The organism is Rothia sp. HMSC067H10 (assembly GCF_001810635.1).
GTDB lineage: Bacteria > Actinomycetota > Actinomycetes > Actinomycetales > Micrococcaceae > Rothia > Rothia dentocariosa.
The window spans coordinates 410440-430158 of the sequence record NZ_KV802317.1; the positions used below are offsets into that span (position 1 = coordinate 410440).

Sequence of the window (19719 nt, forward strand, 5' to 3'; positions counted from 1 at the left end):
CAGAAGAGGAGCTATTTCCCAACACTCCTCTCGTCCATCATATGGAATAGAAATTTTCCAAGACGTACCTGCTGAAGCAGAAGCGGGAGGTGCAGCCTAAGGTTTAAAACCTTAGGCTGCACCTCCCGTAAGGTAGGCGTCAAAGCCTTACTACATTAGTAAGCAAATGCATGCTGGCAGGTGGCCTGATCAGCAGTCTGACCGGTAGCTCCACCCGCGATCTGCGAATCTTGTTTCTCCATCGCATCACCACTGGGGAAATCGGTGCCGATGGTAAGCGTTACGCCGGTAACCTGAGCGTTCGGCTCTACCCGCGTGATATTCATCTTTGCAGCAATTTCACGCGCCTCAGCTTCGTAACCCTCGCCATAAGAAATTGTGGTGGTAGAAACAGATTCGGCAGTACTTGCCGGGGTTACACTTGTGTATCCAAGATTACCGATGATACGAGCAAGGGCTGCAGCACGACCGTCAATGCCCGTAGCGTTATACACGGTGATAGGTATCGACTTATCAAGCTGTGCAGGTGCATTATCGCCTTGCTTAGCTTCTTCAACCTTCAACGACTTATCATCACGAAGGCGCTGGAACACCGACTGCGCCTCAGAGGTAAGCTGCAGGCGGTTGGGATCTTGGTTCCACGGCTCGGTTGGGATAGTTGCAAAAACCACCTCGGACAGGTCGATGCCGCCAATGGTCGCACCGATACCGGCAATCTCGTTGGGATTGCCCAGATCATCATCAACCGTGACGTTCTGGGTGATAGCCTCCGCAATATTCAAAAGTTTATTTGGATTATCGAGTGTTCCCTCTGCCTTGACCTTACGAAGCAGAGCTGACAAGAACCCCTGTTGAGCTTGAATACGACCAATATCAGAGCCATCACCAAAGCCGTGGCGTGAACGCAGGAACGCAAGCGCCTGTTCTCCCTCGACCTTCGAGTTGCCAGCGGGTAGATTCAATCCGCTGTACTCGTCGTTGACGGGGTTATCTACACAGACTTCGACGCCGCCTACTACGCGAGAGAGTTCTTTAACCGCATTGAAATCTACCAGCATGAAGTGGTCAATGTGTACGCCTGTGAGTTTGCTGATAGTAGCTGCCGTACATCCGGGACCGCCGCGTGCCAATGATTCGTTGATTTGTATATCGTCCTCAGCTTCATAGGCTTTATTGGTCTTAGGGTCGGTGCATTTTGGGATCGAAACCACCAAGTCACGAGGAAAGGACAGCACATTTACGTTCTTACGATCTGCGCTGATCTGCAGGAGCATCATCACATCGGAACGAGCTTCTGAGTTGCGGTCATCATCGTTCCCGTAGGCGCCATTATTACCTTTACGGGTATCCGATCCAATAATCAGAATGTCGAGTGCACCATTCTCAACCGCACCCGTAAAGTCACTAATATTCAGCGGCTCAGTATGCAAATTTGCGCGCAGACGCAGCAGAATAGCTCCGCCGAAGCCCATGAGGACGACCAACATGCAGACGCTCAAGAGCGCAATCCACTTGTTACGCGCCGACTTCATGATGCCGTGGCGCATATGGCGACCACTACTCTTCATAGAAGGTGCCTGAGGCATACCAACTCTCTTTCTATGTATCAGGACCGCTTAAAAACCTAGACGATTCAGCGCTCGGGGATCAGATTGCCACTCTTTAGCTACCTTGACATGAATATTGAGGTATACACGAGTGCCTAGCATAGCCTCAATCTGCTCACGCGCTTGTGTACCAATCTTCCGAAGATGAGAACCACCCTTGCCGATAATAATGTACTTTTGCGATTCGCGTTCCACAAACAGGTTAACATGTACATCCAGCAAGGGGTTATCTTTTGAACGGCCTTCTCGAAAGTTCATTTCCTCAACAGTGACGGCAATAGAATGAGGCAGCTCTTCACGTGCGCCTTCTAAGGCGGCCTCACGCACAAATTCTGCGATCATGGTAGCTTCAGGTTCGTCTGTAAGTTCACCCTCAGGATAGAGCGGAGGTGAAACCGGCATGTAACTTGCTAAAACGTCAGCAACGGCATCGACTTGAAAGTGCTGTACCGCTGAAACCGGGATAATATCAGCCCAACCACCCTGACCGTCATGGGCTGTTGGCTCATAATTTTTGCCAGTTCGTCGTTGAGCTGAGGGACCTGAACCTTTAGCAAAAGGTATATTTTTATTGTCTTTCTTGCTGCGCGATACACGATTCTCACGATGCTTAGCCCGGCGGGCTCGATCGGCGCGTTCTGCGCTCATTACCTCTTCGCCAAGAGACTGCACCGCTATAAGCTGTTCGGAAAGCTGATCGTTACCGACAGTATCAGATTTTGTGACTATTGCCACGACGGGTTTATTACTTGAAGCTACTAACTGAGAAGCAATATAACGGTCACCAGGACCAATTTTCTCGTTTGCCGGGATGCAAAAACCCAAGACATCCACCTGAGAAAGAGTACCCGCAACAAGATCATTAAGTCGCTCCCCCAAAAGGGTACGGGGGCGGTGAATACCTGGAGTATCAACAAGGATCAGCTGATAATCGTCTCGATGCACAATACCGCGAATCGTGTGGCGTGTTGTTTGGGGGCGACTTGATGTAATCGCTACCTTCTGCCCTACCAAAGCATTAGTGAGGGTCGATTTTCCAGCGTTGGGACGCCCCACTAAAGATACAAACCCTGCACGATAATGCTCAGGGAAAGCAGGCTGAGCAGAGTCGCCACGTTCGATATCCATGATTCCTCGTTTCTGATGAAATGCGAAGCGTATAAAAATTAGTTGAATGTTTGCTGAGAAGAAGATAAATCTAGCGGCGTATTGAAGCCTGTACCCTCCGGTGAGTTTGATTCTTCGCCTAAGTGAGGCTGCGATTCTTGACGGTACACTCGTAACATATCGACTTGATGGCGCCGCCCGCTGCTACCAATGGCACGAATGGTAATACCCTCAACCGTAACTTCAGATCCCACGATAGGTACTTTCCCTAGGTGCTTCGCTAACAAACCGCCTACGGTATCTACATCTTCATCGTCAAGGTCAATCCCAAAAATTTCTCCAAGATCTTCAACGCTTAGGCGCGCCGACACTTTAAAGCTTCCATCTTCCTGAAGGGAATACTCAGGTTTCTCGTTGTCATATTCGTCCGAAATATCGCCAACGAGCTCTTCGATAAGATCCTCAAGCGTGACCATACCGGCGGTACCTCCATACTCATCAACCACGACGGCAACGTGCGTTGATTCCCGTTGCATTTGTCGCAAAAGATCCATAACTTTCTTCGATTCAGGCTCAAAACGTGCCTCACGCATAAGAGAGATAATGCTAGGCTCTGGCGCATCACCGTGGCTATGGGCAAGATGAGCCTGCATGCAGTCCTTGAGATATAGGATGCCAAGCACATCGTCGTTTGATTCCCCAATCACCGGCATACGCGAATATCCCGAACGCAGAAAAAGGCTAAGCGCGTTCTCGATACTCTCATTAGCCTCAACAGTCAACATATCTGTGCGCGGCACCATAATAGAGCGGATGCGCGTATCATCAAGCTCGAAAACCGACTGAACAATCTGTGCCTCATCATCTTCAATAGTCTCAGCATCAGAGGCACGATCCAGGAACTCGCGAAGCTCATCTTCGGCAAAAACACCGGCGGGACCGTCTAAAACACGCTGTGGTGCTGCCTTATGTACAAGTGCATCAAGAGAAGACGATAACCACCCGAGAGTAATTGCAGTGAAATGCACAGGAGCAGCAAGACCTTTTAACATCACGACCGCGCGGTTACGACCTAAAGCCCGGGCCAACACCGTAAGCAGCGGATACCCCACTAACGCGACACATGCCAGAGTAATAAGCCCAGCCAGCCAGTGATGCTCAACTATGCCAAGGATCGCGACCATAAAGGCAAGAGTAGCCACCCCGGTCGTAAGAACCCGAGCCAGCCGCAAGGGATGCGTATACCGCTCGTCATTTCCGGTACTTGCTTCGGTCAAAACCCGCGCAAAAACACTATGTGGGTGTTCTTGTGCGACTTCCTCTGCCTCAGTGCGCGGTAAATAGATAAAAGCGGTTTCCGCAACAGTGATTGTAAACGCTAAAACCGTTGCGATAAGAGCGAGGATAAAGAGTAATAGCCCGACCATAAATACCCCTAATGTCGAGTCTCGACGGGGGCAGCACGTCCCAAGAAGCCTTCAAGCAAAGAGCGTTGAAGCCCAAACATTTCAGCTTCTTCCTGTGCAGTCCCATGATCATACCCCAAACAATGGAGAATCCCGTGTGTTGTCAGCAGACATAGCTCATCGAGCGTGGAATGCCCGGCGTCAGCACCCTGACGAGCCGCAACCGGCGGGCAGAGAACAATATCGCCCAGCATACCCTGGGCAAGTTCATCTTCAGTGCCGGGAACAAGCTCATCCATTGGAAAGCTCATGACATCGGTTGCCCCAGGTAAGTCCATCCATTCCAGATGAATCTTCTCCATCTGCTTCTCCCCGACAACGGCAATGGAGAGATAAGTATCTTTGCTTATTAAAAGCTTCGCGAAGATGTAATCCACCAGATTGCTGAGAACTTCGGTATCTACTGACGCAAAAGCATCATGAACAAGCTGAGTCGTGACGTTACCAGGCTTCTCATTAGGATCCTCAACATGAAAATCAAGTACAGCCACTAGCGTTGTCCGCCCTTCTGCTGTGATTGGTTCTCCCCAGACTCACCACCGTTAATTCCGGCTCGATCCAAAAGTTTCTCAGCCGCAGCTTCAATCGTGGCGCGCTTAACTTTACGATTACGTTTACGTTCCATAGCCTTTTGATCTTCGCCCCACTGATCGTACGCGGAGACAATGTTAGACACTAGACTATGGCGCACAACATCAGATGAATCCAGGGTGCTAAAAACAATGTCATCAACCCCGGTCAAAATATTACGCACCTGTTTAAGCCCCGAAGCTTGGCCACCCGGCAAATCAACCTGTGTAATATCGCCGGTGATTACCATCTTGGAGCCAAAACCTAAACGAGTCAGGAACATCTTCATCTGTTCAGCCGTCGTGTTCTGTGCTTCATCAAGGATGACGAAAGCGTCATTCAATGTACGCCCACGCATATATGCGAGGGGTGCAACCTCAATTGTTCCTGCCTCCATAAGCTTAGGGATAGCCTCCGGTTCAAGCATGTCGTGTAGAGCATCATAGAGAGGACGCAAATAAGGGTCAATCTTATCGTTGAGAGTTCCCGGTAAAAAGCCTAGACGCTCGCCTGCTTCTACTGCGGGGCGAGTTAAGACAATTCGGTTAACCTCGCGGCTTTGTAGGGCTTGCACTGCTTTTGCCATAGCCAAATATGTTTTACCGGTACCAGCGGGACCAATGCCGAAGACAACAGTATTTGCGTCAATAGCATCCACATATTTTTTCTGGTTTACCGTCTTCGGGCGAATCGTCGTACCGCGTGTTGAAAGAATACTCGCTGAGAGCGTATGCGCCGGATTTGAAAGTTCATCACCGAGCATACCCATCAGACGATGGATAACTTGTACTGTAATCTGTGTACCGTGACTAGCGAGTACACGAAGTTCGTTGAGAAGCTTCGCAACCGTGGTAACAGACACGGACGGACCGGAAATAAGAAGATCAAGGTCTTTGGGACGAATTGAAATATTGTCGAAATAGTCCTCAACAATAGTGAGATGCGCGTCTTGAGGGCCAAGAACCGCTATCATCTCTGCGGCGCTTTTGAAAGATACGGTACGTGCCGTTGAGAGGGGTCGTGAGGTAGTCGTCAAAAATAAGCTCCTTGGCTTGTTGGTTCTTAAATAAGTGTAACGTTATTTACCAGCGTCCCAACACTACGTTGATAGTGCACAGTGCTGCGGCACCAGCAGTGGAGGCTCGCAGAATTTCAGTTCCTAACAGTGCCTCGTGCGCACCCGCCCGCGTGAAAAGTTCAATTTCCCGCTCGGTGATGCCTCCTTCGGGTCCCACAAGAATATAAATTCTGGTGGGACTATCAGGGCTGTACCCAATCTTTCGCAGATATTCACTTAAGGGTTCGGTGGCCTGTTCATGCAGAATATAGACATACGCTCCTTGAGTCGTGAGCTCGCGTATGTGTTCTGCGAGTTCCTGCGAAGAATGCAGCTTTTCTACGGTAGGAATGAGCGCTCGACGCGATTGCTTAGCTGCGGCAGAGACAGTATTTTGCCACTTTTGATGAGCTTTAGCAGCACGTTCCCCTTTCCACCGCACGATAGAGCGGTCGGCGCTCCACGGGATAACGCTGCGAATCCCAAGTTCGGTGCCGGTCTCAATTGCCAATATGTCTCGGTTATCTTTGGCGAGTGCCTGCACAAGGGAAACTGAGAGGCTGTTATCATCCTGATCTAGGTTTTGGACTGTAACTTCAAATCCTTTAGAAGAAATCGCTGAAACAACACCGTGCACACGACACCCTTGGCCGTCTGCAAGGTCAAGGCTCTCCCCTATAGCTAAGCGTTTCACCTTGGCGTGATGCGCTTCCGGGCCAGTTAGAGTAAATGTACTCCCTGCCGTGCAGCTGGCTAGCTCTTTGGCGGTAATGTAGAAAATGGGGGCGCTCATAAGATCCTTGATAAAGCTGTATCCGAAGTGTTTCATCTTACCGTACTAGGATTTTCAGAACACTTCGGATACAAAGAGTGTTTGTCTATTTAAATTGGTCTTTGAGTCGCGAGAAAAGACCATGTTTTTGCTTGACATGGGTGCCTTCGTGCAGGTCTTCTCCACGAAGTTCAGCGAATTTTTGGAGTAACTCACGTTGTTCGGAGTTTACATTGGTCGGTGTTGTGACCTGAATACGGACCTGTAGGTCTCCGCGTTTATCGGAGTGAAGGCGGGTAACACCTAAGCCGTTCAAAGTTACGATGTCGCCGCTTTGTGCGCCTTCGGGGATGGTAATCTCTTGAACCCCATCGAAGGTTTCTAAGGGTACGGTGGTTCCTAAAACAGCTGCGACCATAGGAATATTCACCGTTGTGGTGAGGTTATCACCATCGCGAACAAAGTATTTATCGCGCTTAACGTTGAGGTCAATGTAAAGATCGCCATTGGGACCACCATTGAGTCCAGCTTCGCCTTTACCTCGCAGACGGATGCGGGCTCCGTCATTAACACCGGCGGGAACTGTGAAGGTCAACGGGAGTTTTTCGCCCACACGGCCCTGTCCGTGGCATTCTGGACAGCGGTGTTTGATGACGGTGCCGTATCCCTGACAGCTAGGACACTCTACCTGCTGCATGACGGTTCCTAGGATGGATTGAACACGGCGCTGCATGAATCCCTGTCCATGACAGGTCTCACAGGTTTCGGGGTGGGTTCCGGGAGCGGTTCCTTCACCCTCACAGGATTTACAAGTGACGGCCGTGTTAAGCTCTACAGTCTTTTCGACGCCAAAAACTGCGTCTTTGAGGGATATTGAGACGTTGATAAGTGCGTCTTGTCCCTGGCGTACGCGGGATGCGGGACCGCTTTGTCCACCGCCTCCGGTAAACATATCGAAAAGATCTTGGAACCCGAAACTTCCTGAGCCGAAGCCTCCGAACCCTCCTGCGCCTCCAGGGAATCCTGCACGACCCTGTTCATCGCCGGTAGCGTCGTAATTACGGCGTTTCTCGTTATCTGAGAGTACTTCATAGGCGAGGGTTACACGTTTGAACTCCTCGGCTGCCTCTTCGGATGGGTTAACATCGGGGTGCAGTTGACGCGCCTTTTTACGGTACGCTTTTTTAATCTCTTCGGGGCTTGCGTCCTTTGAGACTCCAAGAGTTGAGTAGTGATCGCTCACGTGTTTCTTCTATCCTTTTCGTACCGGAGTGCTCCGGGTATGGTGTCAATATAAAATCTGTAAGTTTGTGGGGCTCTGAGGAGTTACCCGCTTGATGTCATGATGCTCGTGTGCCTAAGACATGACCTAGATAGCGAGCTACCGCGTTCACCGCCGCAATGTTACCACGGTAATCCATGCGGACTGGACCCACCACGCCAAGTTTTGCCGTATGCTTCCCCAAGGCGCCTTCATTGTCTGGTAAATGTTGTTTGCCGTATGAAACTACAACGGGTGAATCGTATTCACCAGTGACAATAGAAGCTCCTTGAAGCGCTTGCTCCGTATTCTCGTGACCGATCCTTACACTGTACCCGGCTTCTTGAACCGATGCGTGAGACAGCACGCGCAGCAGCGTAACTTGTTCTTCGAGCGCATCCAAAATGGGAGCTATGCTCGCCGAGAAGTCATCGTGACTTCGTGCTAGGTTTGAGGTGCCAGAGATCGCGAAGCGAATATCTCGTTCAAAATAAGGCTGTGCTCGCAGATGATCCACGATAGCTTCGGTGAGTTCCGGAGAACGGCCTCGCAACGCTGGATGATGCGCTTCTGGCAGCAATGCACTTATGTTTTCGAAAGGTAAACCCTGAAGCATTTTAAGCAAGTTTTCTTTAATCGCTGCAAGAGCTGATACAGTTTCATCATGCGCTAAGGCTGTAGTCTCTGGCAGTATCACAGTGACCCGGTGAATTGTGCCAAGATCACTGATAAGCAATGCTAAGAGCGTGCGTGAATCTAGGGGTACGAACTCAAGATGCAAGAGAGTTCCAGCGTTACGTGTTGGGTACTGGATAAGCGCCACCTGATGCGTGAGATGCGCAAGTGTTCGGGTGGCGGCTTCAATCATATCTTCTACGCTGTGTGCGCTTTCAAGAATTTGCCGTAACGCCGACACTTGGGTTGCAGAGAGAGCACGCGGCGCGGCTAGAGCGTCGACGAAGAACCTGTATCCCTGTTCTGTAGGAATACGCCCAGCGCTGGCGTGCGGTGCGCTCAAAAGTCCCTGTTCTTCTAAAGCTGCCATATCATTGCGTATCGTGGCACTGGATACTTGAAGATGGTGGCGCTGTGCCAGCGTCTTTGAACCTATGGGTTCGCCTGTGCGCACGTAGTCTTCAACGATTGCCTGCAATATGCGCATGCGGCGTTCGTGTGACATGGTACTCCTTGCGACCCTATCGGTGGTTAATAATCTGGCACTCTTGTTGAGAGAGTGCTAAAAACTACTTTTATCATAGCCGGGTAGCCCCTAGCGGTACTAGTCTTTCGCCAGAAGCGAGTTATCAATACTTTAGAATTGGATGGGTTCTGCCAAAAGCTAACCTGCGGAAACCAGGCAATATCCGTGGTGCCGTTGTACGAAGGATGCAAGATATGAGTGAACGATACGCTTGGGGTGCACAAGATCTATCACGTGCCTCAATAAATAACAGGCCTGCTCCTCCTCGTCGGGTCGAGCTAAAACGCGGGATGGTCCTTGAGGATCTTAACGGGTGGGTTGGCGAAGTAGTGCGTGCCGAACGTATCGGCGGAGAAATATTTTTCGGGCTTGAAGACGCTCACGGACGGGTCAAAAATTTTCCTTTAGGAATCGGGTACTTTCTTGAGGGCGAACCGGTTGAGATTGTTGCCCCAACACCACGAAAGACCTCAGGGCGCAAAATTTCTCGTTCTGGTTCGGTAGCAGTTGAAAACGCTCCAGCACGGGTGGCGCGCGCATCCAGAATCTGGGTTGAGGGGCTTCATGATGCGGAACTCGTCGAGAAAGTGTGGGGCCATGATCTGCGGGTTGAAGGTATTGTGGTCGAGCCCCTTCATGGTGTTGATGATTTAGCAACTGCCGTTAAAGAGTTCTCCCCCGGCCCAGAGCGACGACTTGGAATTCTTGTGGATCATCTTCTGAAAGGCACCAAGGAAGAACGTGTTGTGACGGAGGCTTTAGCTGTTCCCGGCGCTGCTGGAAATATTAAGATTGTGGGGCACCCTTTCATTGATATTTGGCAGGCTGTCAAGCCGCAGGTTCTCGGAATTCCGGCATGGCCGCAGGCGCCTCGAGGTGAGGACTGGAAGAAAGGAATTCTAAGTCGGTTGGGACAGCCGCATCAAAGCCAGGAAGACGTGGCAAACGCCTGGAAACGTATTCTTTCCCGAGTTGACTCTTATTCCGATCTTGATCCTACGCTGCTAGGACCTGTTGAGTCGCTCATTGATTTTCTGACTGAATAAGGTAATGTGAGTAGCTCAGGTTGTCTATGCCGCACCTCTGGCGAGGCGTTCGGTAAAACACGTTACAATAAATAAGGATTTTAGGTTGTACAGGTGCACCAATTGAGGCATGTGTACGGCAGAGCAAAATAGACGAGTAACAATCAGGATTTCTGTGGTTCAAGATACTCGCCCGGAGGGGCATAAACGAAACATTACACCTTTGCCTGTGTCGCAGGACCGGAGCATGGCGACTTTTGCTCACTTTAGCGGCATCATCGGGTTTTTGCCTGCTGCTGCTATCTACTATTTGTATCGTGACCGCGCCCCCTTCACTGAGCAAGAGTCACGTGAAGCCATGAACTTTACGCTTCTGCCTTCAATCATGATTCTTGTTCTTCTCATTTTGAGCTTCGTACCCGGCATGGCAAGCCTCATGATGTTCTTTACTGCTATTCTGTGGCTTTATATGGCGATCAGTTCCGTAATTGCGGGCATCTACGCCGCCCAAGGAGAACCTCATAGGTACAAGCTCAACCTGCGTATCCTTGACCTTTTCCTCAAGCCTGCTGAAGACTTCAAAGAAAAGAAGAAGCAGCACCGAGAAGAAATGGAAGGGCAACAGCAACAACAGGCAGCCGAGCGCCGCGTATAAACAGACTTATACATCGTATAAGGCACCCCGGGTCACTATTTCGATATGGAATATGTGGCCCTTTATTTTTATACGCATATTACATACCATATAAAACACCTGTTAACGATTGAAGGCCCCTGATACACAAGGGACCTTCAACCGTATTCACTCAACTTCAGCAAAGACGACAACACGCTGTAACATATACCGTCCTGCCAATATAAACTCTACCTTAGTTTCAACCTAATGTCTAGTAATTCAATTATTTTATCCTGAAAGTTAAGGCAATTATATTTTTGGGGTAAGTATTCTCGCATATTTTACGAGACATTTATTTTATATCTGGAAGTAATTCTCGAGTAACAGCATCACCTAAAAGTCGGCCCTGCAACGTAAGTTTTACTGAAGCATCAGGGTTGGGCGCACCAGTATTTGTAAAAATGTCGGGTTCAATAAGTCCTTGCGCGAGCAACCATTGTAAAGAATCCCCCAAGTCAGCGGCAGGATGCACGGCCAGAAGCTCGCTCATAGGCAAACCTTCATGTACTCGAATCAGCAGCATAATTGCCTCAAAAGAACGAGTTCCTGAGCCTAAAACTTCTCGCGCTGCGGCCGGCGATTCCCCAGCCCGAACACGATGTGCATAGGGAATGGGATGTTTAATATTCCACCACCGGGTACCGTTTATATGTGAATGTGCTCCCGGTCCTATTCCCCACCAGTCTTGATTACGCCAATACGCCATATTATGGTCACTTCGAGTATGCTCAGAGCGAGAATAATTCGAGACCTCATACCACCGATATCCGGCTTGCATGAGAAGATCTTCTGCACGCAAATACATATCTGCCATGAGGTCATCATCAGGCATTGTATATTCACCGCGCCGAATTTGTGCGGCAAGTTTAGTACCGTCTTCAACAATCAAAGAATATGTAGAAATGTGGTCTGGCTTATAAGAAATCGCCGCTTGCACACTTTGCTCCCACTGCTCCAGCGTTTCTGACGGAGAGCCATAAATTAAATCTATCGATACTTGAAGACCAATATCTCGCGCCCACGCCACAACTTTAGGAACATTTTCGGGTGTATGGGTACGGTCAAGAACTTTCAAAACCTCGGGCACAACAGATTGCATACCAAAAGAAACACGCGTAAATCCGCCGTCTTTTAACGTCTGCAGATCCTCATAGGTGACAGAGTCAGGATTAGCCTCGGTGGTGACCTCAGCACCATCTTCGATACCGAAAATATCAATTGCAGTTTTCAGGATGCGCACCAAATCATACGCAGGGAGTTTCGTGGGCGTACCCCCGCCGAAGAATACCGTATGCAACGGCCGCTTTACCACCCCGGATGCTTCAAGAGTGCGAGCGGCAAAGAAAATCTCAGCTGTAGCATCGTCTGCATACGTACCCAGCCCTATCCCGTCACCAAAATCTTCGGTGGCATAAGTGTTGAAATCACAATACCCACATCGCACCGAGCAGAACGGAATATGTACGTAGAGGCTAAAATCACGGTTTTGGCACCCGTGCGCACACGAGGCTGGGATGCGTCCGTCACGCGGCGCGGGCGCGCCAACCGGTTGCGCGGGTGCCATACAATGCCTCCTTCATGAGAATCTAGCCAAGTGCGTGTGCGCAAAAATGATGGGTAGAGACGCTCTTTTCTTGGAGTCAGGTCTCTACCCGCAAGAAAGACGGTAAAGATTTACTTCTTTTTGTCTTTCTTCTCTTTCTCTTCGCCCGAAGATAGGGCGGCGATGAATGCCTCTTGCGGTACCTCGACGCGGCCGACCATCTTCATGCGCTTCTTGCCTTCCTTCTGCTTTTCCAGCAGCTTGCGCTTACGCGAAATATCGCCACCATAGCATTTTGACAGCACGTCCTTGCGCATAGCGCGGATATTCTCGCGGGCAATGATGCGAGAACCAATAGCAGCCTGAATAGGAACCTCAAATTGCTGACGAGGTATTAGCTCACGAAGCTTACTCGTCATCATCAAACCGTACGAATAGGCCTTGTCGCGATGGGTAATAGCCGAGAAAGCATCCACTTTCTCACCCTGAAGCAGGATATCGACCTTCACCAGGTCAGCCTCTTCCTCACCATCGAACTTCCAGTCCAAGGATGCATATCCGCGAGTACGGGACTTGAGCTGATCGAAGAAATCAAAGACAATCTCGGCCAGCGGCAGGCGGTACCGCATCTCAACGCGATCCTCAGATAGGTAGTCCATGCCGCCCATTTGCCCGCGGCGCGACTGGCACAACTCCATGATCGCCCCAATATAGTCGCTGGGAGCAATAATCGTACATGCCACCATCGGTTCACGAATGGTTGCGACTTTACCCTCGGGGAACTCGCTTGGGTTAGTCACACGCTTTGCATTACCCGATTCGTCCACAACATCATAAATAACGTTGGGGGCGGTCGAAATAAGGTCGAGATTGAACTCGCGTTCCAAGCGTTCGCGCACGATTTCAAGGTGCAGCAGGCCTAAGAAGCCACACCGGAAACCAAACCCGAGTGCTGCAGAAGTTTCGGGTTCGTAGACAAGCGCAGCATCGTTGAGCTTGAGTTTGTCTAGGGCATCTCGCAACGCCGGATAATCTGAACCATCAATAGGAAATAGCCCAGAGAACACCATAGGTTTCGGGTCTTCATAGCCGCCTAGGGATTCTGCGGCAGGCTTGACGGCAGAGGTTACGGTATCGCCCACGCGGGACTGCCGAACGTCCTTAACGCCAGTGATCAAATAGCCCACTTCACCTACGCTCAGCCCTTTGGAGGGAATGGGGTCGGGTGAAATTACCCCAATCTCAAGCAGATCGTGTTCTGCGCCGGTAGACATCATCTTGATTTTTTGGCGCGGTTCAAGTTTTCCGTCTACGACGCGCACATAGGTGACCACTCCGCGGTAGGAATCGTACACTGAGTCAAAAATCATGGCGCGGGCAGGCGCATTCGCTTGGCCAACGGGCGCGGGTATACCTTCGACAATACGGTCCAGTAGAGCTTCTACACCCTCACCGGTTTTACCCGAAACCCGCAGAACCTCCTCAGGTTCGCAGCCAATAAGGTTTGCCAGCTCCTCAGCATATTTATCGGGCATAGCGGCGGGCAGGTCGATCTTATTCAGGACGGGAATAATCGTAAGATCGTTCTCCATCGCTAAGTAGAGGTTGGCGAGAGTTTGGGCTTCAATCCCCTGTGCCGCATCAACAAGAAGCAGAGCGCCTTCGCATGCGGCAAGTGAGCGAGAGACTTCATAGGTGAAGTCAACGTGTCCCGGAGTGTCGATCATGTTGAGCGCATAGGAAGTACCGTCGATCTCCCATGGCATACGTACTGCCTGGGACTTAATGGTGATGCCTCGTTCACGCTCAATATCCATGCGGTCAAGGTATTGTGCCTTCATATCGCGCGGCGCGACAACGCCAGTTGCCTGAAGCATACGGTCAGCGAGCGTGGATTTTCCATGATCAATATGTGCAATAATGCAGAAGTTGCGAATAATCGCGGGGTCGGTAGCCGCCGGTATTGGCGGATTTTTCGACAGAGGAGTCACTCGCATATTCCTTTCATGGAGGTTCATCAGGCAGCTGGCACAACTATCTTTTATTTTCCCATAATGCACACTGGAAGCGCGAACCGGCACGGTCGGCGGACACAAAGAATTCCCCGCCGGGAGAGAACCGACGGGGAACCCCTATCACTTCGCAATGCGCCTCATACAGAGGCTGACATTAGGAAAGTTTGTTAACCAGATGCGCTAGACCGGACTTCTTGTTAGCAGCGTTCTTCTTGTGCAGAACGCCTTTAGAAACAGCCTTATCCAGCTTGCGGCTCACAAAACGCAGTGCCTCTTCGGCAGCTTCCCTGTTCTGTGCCTCAACAGCTTCTTTAACCCGACGGGTTGCGGTCTTCAGCTCAGATTTAATAGCGTTGTTACGCAGACGAGCCTTCTCGTTGGTGAGGATGCGCTTTTTCTGGGACTTGATATTAGCCACGATTAAACTTTCTGTTTGTCTTATTGGTCGGTGAGGGCTATGCTGACCGATCATCGACTGAGCGGCGTGGGGATGCCTATGGCAACCAGTCAGCAGTGCCTGATGACCACCAGACACTCAACCATAAATCATAGCAGATAAATGCTTGTAAGAATACCTGTTATTTCAAGGATGATGTATGATTTTTGCGCTTTTGAGATAGGTACAACCGCAGATTAACGGCGGTTGTAGGCTTGTTCGATAAGGCGGAAAGTCTCGTGAGGCATAATTGCCCCTTCACGGCGCATGTTCTCAGGACGCACCCGTAAGACGCGATTGAGTTTGACCTCGGAGGCCCGACCCTGGGAATCCCAAGAGCCTGAACCAATATCTAGATAATTAGAATCTGCATGATCGCGGTTGTTGTGGTCTTTGCTGGTCATCATGAAGGCGAGCAGGTATTCCCCGTCACGCCCTACAAGTATGACCGGGCGGTCTTTCCCCTGAGTATGGTCTTCTTCGTAAGGAACCCAAGTCCACACGATCTCACCAGGATCTGGATCGCCGTCCAATGAGGGAGAATACTCAAAGTCAATAGACCCGCGATAGTCTCCTGGATAGTCTAAGCCCTGTCCCTGCGAACTCTGCTGTTGAGAGGGCGCAGACTTAGAAGCACCGGGGCCTGGTTTCGGCGCATTTGATGTCTGAGGTTGTTCAGAATCGTGGTTGGTCTGTGCTTGCGACTGTTGTGCATTATCGCGCAGAGCATCTTCTGCTGCTTTCCGAAGCGAAGGCAAAACGGCGAAGAATGCTTTTTTCAGTGTTTGTAGCATGGAGTCCATTATGCCTTATGACGCAAATCTTTCCCTAGCTCATATATGAGCAAAATAAAAATGCATTTATGAGCGGTTATGAGGCAACGCAATGGCAAGTACCGCGCGTTCAACCGCATATACCGGGTCTAGGCCCTCCCCCTTGAGCTGTGCGTCGGCATCAGCAAGTAGCTGCACGATACGGGCGATCTGTTCCCCGGTGAAACGCCTTCCGTCGCGTTGCGCCTGTTCAACCTGCCACGGAGCCATACCTACCTCACGGGCAAGTTCCTGGGCACTGGCACGCACATGATGCACGCGGGCAATATTGCGAATACGCATGGCAAGTGCCCCCAACAGAGGGATAGGTTCTGTTCCAGTTGCTAAAGCATGTCGCAAAAGCCTAAGTGCTTCTGCTGCGTTTCCCGTAACGGCGGCGTCTACTACCCGAAAAGCAGTAACTTCGGTTCGCCCGCCATAGTAACGGTTCACGATCTCTTCGGTAATATTTCCCGCAATATCTGCTTGAAGCTGAGCACAGGCAGAGGCAAGTTCGGCGGTGTCGTTGGTAGCGGCTACGAGTAGGCGTAGGGCGCCGGGATCGATAGTGCGTTTAGCCTCTCGGAATTCACTGGTGACAAATTCCGTTTTTTCGCGCTCGGCTTTGAGCGGTTTACAGGGAATAAGAACGTGGTTTTTACGTATGGCATCAATGAGTTTTTTGCCGCGGTTGCCGCCGGAATGCTGCATGATGAGCATAATGTCGGATTCTGGGGCAGCAATGTAGCTGAGAACATCGTTAAGGAAGTCTTCACTCATGGTGGCGACGTTGTCAGCATCTATTATTTTGGCAGTCCCGAAGAGCGACGGGCTCGCGAGGAGAGTGAGTTCCCCCGCAGTGTAGGTGGAAGCGTTGATGGTGACTAGGTCTGCATTTGGATAGGTACTATAAAAAGCGGTGCGCAGACGTTCACGTGCTCGTGAGGCGAAATACTCTTCGGAACCGTGGAGCATGATGACCGGTGCGGGATTTACGGTGCGCCATGCGTTATCAAGCGCTTTATTAGCGCGTTGGCCGCGGTAGTTGCCGCGTGATGAGCTTCCCCTGGGAGTCACGGTACCTCATTGCTTGTTCGGTGTGTTGCTGTTTCTATCATACCGAAGTGTCTTTGACCGATTTGGTGCGTTAGTTATTGACGGTGCGTACTAGTTACATGTCGAGTACCGGGTATACGTACATAATCGAGGTGAAGCTCGCGCTTGTAAATACGGTAATCCCAGAGCCATATCAGCAGGCTACCCGCAAAGACAGTAACTCCAGCAAAAGCTACAGATGCCAGAGTAACATCTACATTGAGTGGATTTGCGGGTGCGTGTGCAAAATATTTCGCTATGTATTCGATGCCCTGTGCCGGTATTCTACCGAGAATAAGAGCAATATCCGTGATGGCCGTGAAGTTGATGCTGTAGCTCAGGAACGCGGCAAGACCAGCAAACATGGTGATCGCGGTTAGTGGAGCGGCAAGCATATTTGCGGGAATGGTATAGAGCGGTATTTTGCCGCTGATACCTAAAATCACAGGGGTACACCAGAGCGAGGCGCTGGCGGAAGCTGCTATAAGTTCGGCGAGGGTGTGCGGTAGGACGCGCATCAAGAGACGCGTGAGTGAGGGTCCGAGCGCTATCAGCGATGCCGTAGCCACGGTGGAGAGCACAAAGCCGAGATCACCAGCGAGTTTCGGCGCAGCGATGAGGCAGCACACGATAGTGGTGGCGAGTGCGCTAAGAGTATTTCTCCCGGTGCCGCGGAGCATCGCCAAAGCCCCTAGTGACCCCATGAGAATAGAGCGGATTACGGATCCCTCAAAGGTGAGAATCGTGGAGTAGAGAACGACGGCGGTAATACCCATTCCGATCATAAGGCGGCGTGGAACACGCACGAGAATTCCAAAACGGTAGCCAGCCATGAAAATGATGGCAATATTTGCTCCAGAGACTGCGGTAAGGTGACTGAGCCCGCTAAGCTTATAGTTTTCCTTACTGGTGTTGGGCATCGCGGAGTCATCGCCATAGGCGGTACCTAGAAGTAACGCCGTGGTTTCGGCATCGAGGTGTCGGCGGGCGTAATCGCGCATCCTAGTGTTTAGGGCGTGTGTGTGCTCAAGATTTTGGTTCGGTTGAGGGAATATGCTTGCACCTTTGAGGAATGCGGTGGTGCCTTTATTTTCAAGGGTTCCGAGCGCGTTAACCCGGGTTCCGGGGGTAAGCTGCTGTTTTTGCGTGTTGTTGTAAATACGAATATCTTCATGAATTGGTGCTCGAAGATTACGGTACTGAGCTGTGTCGGTGCTGAGAATGATCATATTCGTATGCGAGTCAAGAGGGCGTATTTCCCTGATGACTCCGGTTATACGTAACGAGGCTCCTTCGGCATCTCTTAGGGTCGTGCGGCTGGAATCCGTTCCGGTCAGCATGAGCAGGACAGCTTGCAGAGTCACCAAGAGCATAATGAACATGAACTGCCCGAGGATAGGACAAAGAATATGGGCGATTTTGCGTCCATAGAAGGTATTGAGCGTTATGGTGATTATTCCGAGCAGGCTAATAGCCACTAAAACGTAGTATTTATAGGGCTGAAAAGTACCGTGATACATGGCAGCCAGCGTGAAAATCCAGAGTACGACCGCCGAGACTATAAGCCGTATATCAAGGTGAATAATGGCACTGACAGCGCGAAACCATTCGCGGTTATGGTCGCGGCGATAGCGCATCCACTCGGTACGGGCGAAATTTCGGGTGAGATATGGTTTGAGCTTAGGCGGAATGTGCAGAAAACTCATGATGCGGCTCATTACCTATAATGTTTGACGCTAACGGATTTACACTGTGACGAGCGGGCGTAGCGAACTCATGAGAGAGGGACCGATGCCGGGTACCGCATCCAGTTCATCAACACTTTTGAAGCCTCCGTGAGCATCACGCCAAGAAATAATGCGGGCGGCCAGAGAAGGACCAATGCGCGGCAAAGTCTGCAGCTGCTCAGCAGTCGCAGTATTCAGGTTGATAGGAGAACCCGGTGCGCCCTGCTGCCCAGCGCCCGCAGAAGATTTCGGTGCCGCAGGATTTTGCGCGGCTCCCGGAGAACCGCTGGGTGAAGCACTGTTTCCCCCGGCTGGTGCGGCAAGTACCGGTGCAGCGGTCTCCCCTGTCTTGGGGATGTAAAGCTGTGTGCCGTCGCTAAGGCTGCCCGCGAGGTTCACCCGGTTGAGGTCGGCATCCGGGGTGGCGCCTCCTGCGGATTCAAGGGCATCAATGGCGCGGGCATCAGCAGGGAGCGTTTGCACGCCAGGAGTTTTGACTGCTCCAGCTATATGCACTCGAATAGTGCCGTTCTTATTCGGAACCTTATTCTGCGCAGATGAATCCGAAGGGATGGCACTCGGAATTACGGATGAGCTAGTCCCTGGCGCCGCCACCTGGGCGCTACTGGTAGACTCTTCGTTTGCTTGCAGAGTGGGTGTAAATCCTAGCAACCCCCAGAGAATAATCCCTAGAACGCCCAAGGCTAAAACGAAGACGGCATAGGGCGGAATCTTCCACCGGAAAGCACGGGTTTTCGCTGGTGTTTCCCATTCGTCCCATTCATCCTGAATGAGCTCTTCGGGCATATTCTCACGCTGTGCAATAACGTGAGTAGTGTGCTCGCCGCGCTGTTCATTGGCAGGGTTGTGCGCAGGTTTTACCGCGGAGATCTGCTGCTGTGTGCCCTCGTAGTAGCTTTCCGTCAAATCGTCTGGTTCGGTGCTATGAGTGGCGCGTTGTCTAGCTCGTCTTAAGAGCTGTTCAGATGCCGACTCATGCTGCTCATACATGGTTTGTTCGTAAGAATCTGAGTAGAGTCTTCGTAAGCTCTTCCCCACCGAGGCAGAAGAAGCAGACCCTTCCACAAAGTCATCATGCGGCATAAGACGTTCTGTGGGCTCGTCATCCCAGATCCCATAGGGGCTTTGCTTCTCTGCCTGAGCTTCCTGTGCTGGTACCGACGTCTCAGCTCTTTCGGGTAGCGTCTGCATAGAAGAGCTTAGTGGGTGAAATGCTTGGTGGGCGTTATCGCGGGTCATAGTGCAAGCCTAGCCGCGTGCTTATGCCCCCCGCCGGGCGGTTCCTATATTCTGTGGATAACTATCCGAGCGGGACACAAAAACCGGCT

At 51.0% G+C, this 19719-nt stretch carries 17 protein-coding genes; 2 read left to right on the forward strand and 15 right to left on the reverse strand.

The features are described 5' to 3' along the window. Positions 1 to 155: 155 nt before the first annotated feature. The 8 genes from HMPREF2756_RS08810 to hrcA all read right to left on the reverse strand — a co-directional run bounded on the left by HMPREF2756_RS08810 (position 156) and on the right by hrcA (position 9020). Positions 156 to 1586: an LCP family protein gene (locus HMPREF2756_RS08810; RefSeq protein WP_048778177.1), complete on the reverse strand. Its 1431-nt coding sequence runs from the start codon at positions 1584 to 1586 to the stop codon at positions 156 to 158. Positions 1587 to 1616: 30 nt separating this feature from the next. Next, positions 1617 to 2735, reverse strand: a complete 1119-nt coding sequence (locus tag HMPREF2756_RS08815) for a GTPase Era (RefSeq protein WP_048778176.1) — start codon at positions 2733 to 2735, stop codon at positions 1617 to 1619. Positions 2736 to 2773: 38 nt separating this feature from the next. After that, on the reverse strand, positions 2774 to 4141 hold the full coding sequence (locus HMPREF2756_RS08820; protein ID WP_048778174.1) for a hemolysin family protein: 1368 nt from the start codon (positions 4139 to 4141) through the stop codon (positions 2774 to 2776). An 8-nt stretch (positions 4142 to 4149) separates the two neighbouring features. After that, positions 4150 to 4671, reverse strand: a complete 522-nt coding sequence (gene ybeY, locus HMPREF2756_RS08825) for an rRNA maturation RNase YbeY (RefSeq protein ID WP_048778172.1) — start codon at positions 4669 to 4671, stop codon at positions 4150 to 4152. After that, a complete protein-coding gene (locus HMPREF2756_RS08830; protein ID WP_004004695.1) occupies positions 4671 to 5786 on the reverse strand; it encodes a PhoH family protein in 1116 nt (371 codons plus the stop codon). The genes ybeY and HMPREF2756_RS08830 overlap by 1 nt, the downstream gene beginning before the upstream one ends. A gap of 46 nt (positions 5787 to 5832) precedes the next feature. Continuing rightward, on the reverse strand, positions 5833 to 6600 hold the full coding sequence (locus tag HMPREF2756_RS08835; RefSeq protein WP_048778171.1) for a 16S rRNA (uracil(1498)-N(3))-methyltransferase: 768 nt from the start codon (positions 6598 to 6600) through the stop codon (positions 5833 to 5835). A gap of 85 nt (positions 6601 to 6685) precedes the next feature. Then, entirely contained in the window at positions 6686 to 7822 is a 1137-nt protein-coding gene (gene dnaJ, locus HMPREF2756_RS08840; RefSeq protein ID WP_004004697.1) for a molecular chaperone DnaJ, read from the reverse strand. Between the two features lie 97 nt (positions 7823 to 7919). Continuing rightward, positions 7920 to 9020, reverse strand: coding sequence for a heat-inducible transcriptional repressor HrcA (gene hrcA / locus HMPREF2756_RS08845; RefSeq protein WP_048778169.1), 1101 nt, complete (start codon positions 9018 to 9020; stop codon positions 7920 to 7922). 215 nt (positions 9021 to 9235) lie between these two features. Here hrcA and HMPREF2756_RS08850 point away from each other — a divergent pair, with 215 nt between their 5' ends. After that, a complete protein-coding gene (locus HMPREF2756_RS08850; RefSeq protein WP_246825905.1) occupies positions 9236 to 10087 on the forward strand; it encodes a DUF3097 family protein in 852 nt (283 codons plus the stop codon). 226 nt (positions 10088 to 10313) lie between these two features. Continuing rightward, the gene (locus HMPREF2756_RS08855) at positions 10314 to 10721 is read left to right on the forward strand and encodes a DUF4870 domain-containing protein (RefSeq protein WP_004004700.1); all 408 of its coding nucleotides are present in this window, start codon (positions 10314 to 10316) and stop codon (positions 10719 to 10721) included. A gap of 313 nt (positions 10722 to 11034) precedes the next feature. Here HMPREF2756_RS08855 and hemW read toward each other — a convergent pair whose 3' ends face one another. The 7 genes from hemW to HMPREF2756_RS08890 form a co-directional block, all read right to left on the reverse strand. After that, a complete protein-coding gene (hemW, locus tag HMPREF2756_RS08860; RefSeq protein WP_070620401.1) occupies positions 11035 to 12306 on the reverse strand; it encodes a radical SAM family heme chaperone HemW in 1272 nt (423 codons plus the stop codon). A 110-nt stretch (positions 12307 to 12416) separates the two neighbouring features. Beyond that, positions 12417 to 14276 (reverse strand): translation elongation factor 4, encoded by a 1860-nt coding sequence (gene lepA / locus HMPREF2756_RS08865; protein ID WP_048778163.1) that lies wholly within the window; start codon positions 14274 to 14276, stop codon positions 12417 to 12419. A 178-nt stretch (positions 14277 to 14454) separates the two neighbouring features. Beyond that, positions 14455 to 14718 carry a 30S ribosomal protein S20 gene (rpsT, locus tag HMPREF2756_RS08870; RefSeq protein ID WP_048778162.1) on the reverse strand — a complete coding sequence of 88 codons (264 nt, stop codon included), beginning with the start codon at positions 14716 to 14718 and terminating at the stop codon, positions 14455 to 14457. Between the two features lie 215 nt (positions 14719 to 14933). Next, positions 14934 to 15530: a type II toxin-antitoxin system PemK/MazF family toxin gene (locus tag HMPREF2756_RS08875; RefSeq protein WP_048778234.1), complete on the reverse strand. Its 597-nt coding sequence runs from the start codon at positions 15528 to 15530 to the stop codon at positions 14934 to 14936. Positions 15531 to 15596: 66 nt separating this feature from the next. Then, positions 15597 to 16625 carry a DNA polymerase III subunit delta gene (holA, locus tag HMPREF2756_RS08880; protein ID WP_070620404.1) on the reverse strand — a complete coding sequence of 343 codons (1029 nt, stop codon included), beginning with the start codon at positions 16623 to 16625 and terminating at the stop codon, positions 15597 to 15599. Between the two features lie 74 nt (positions 16626 to 16699). Then, positions 16700 to 18349 carry a ComEC/Rec2 family competence protein gene (locus HMPREF2756_RS08885; protein WP_246825906.1) on the reverse strand — a complete coding sequence of 550 codons (1650 nt, stop codon included), beginning with the start codon at positions 18347 to 18349 and terminating at the stop codon, positions 16700 to 16702. A 39-nt stretch (positions 18350 to 18388) separates the two neighbouring features. Beyond that, positions 18389 to 19630, reverse strand: coding sequence for a ComEA family DNA-binding protein (locus HMPREF2756_RS08890; RefSeq protein WP_070620410.1), 1242 nt, complete (start codon positions 19628 to 19630; stop codon positions 18389 to 18391). Positions 19631 to 19719 lie beyond the last annotated feature (89 nt).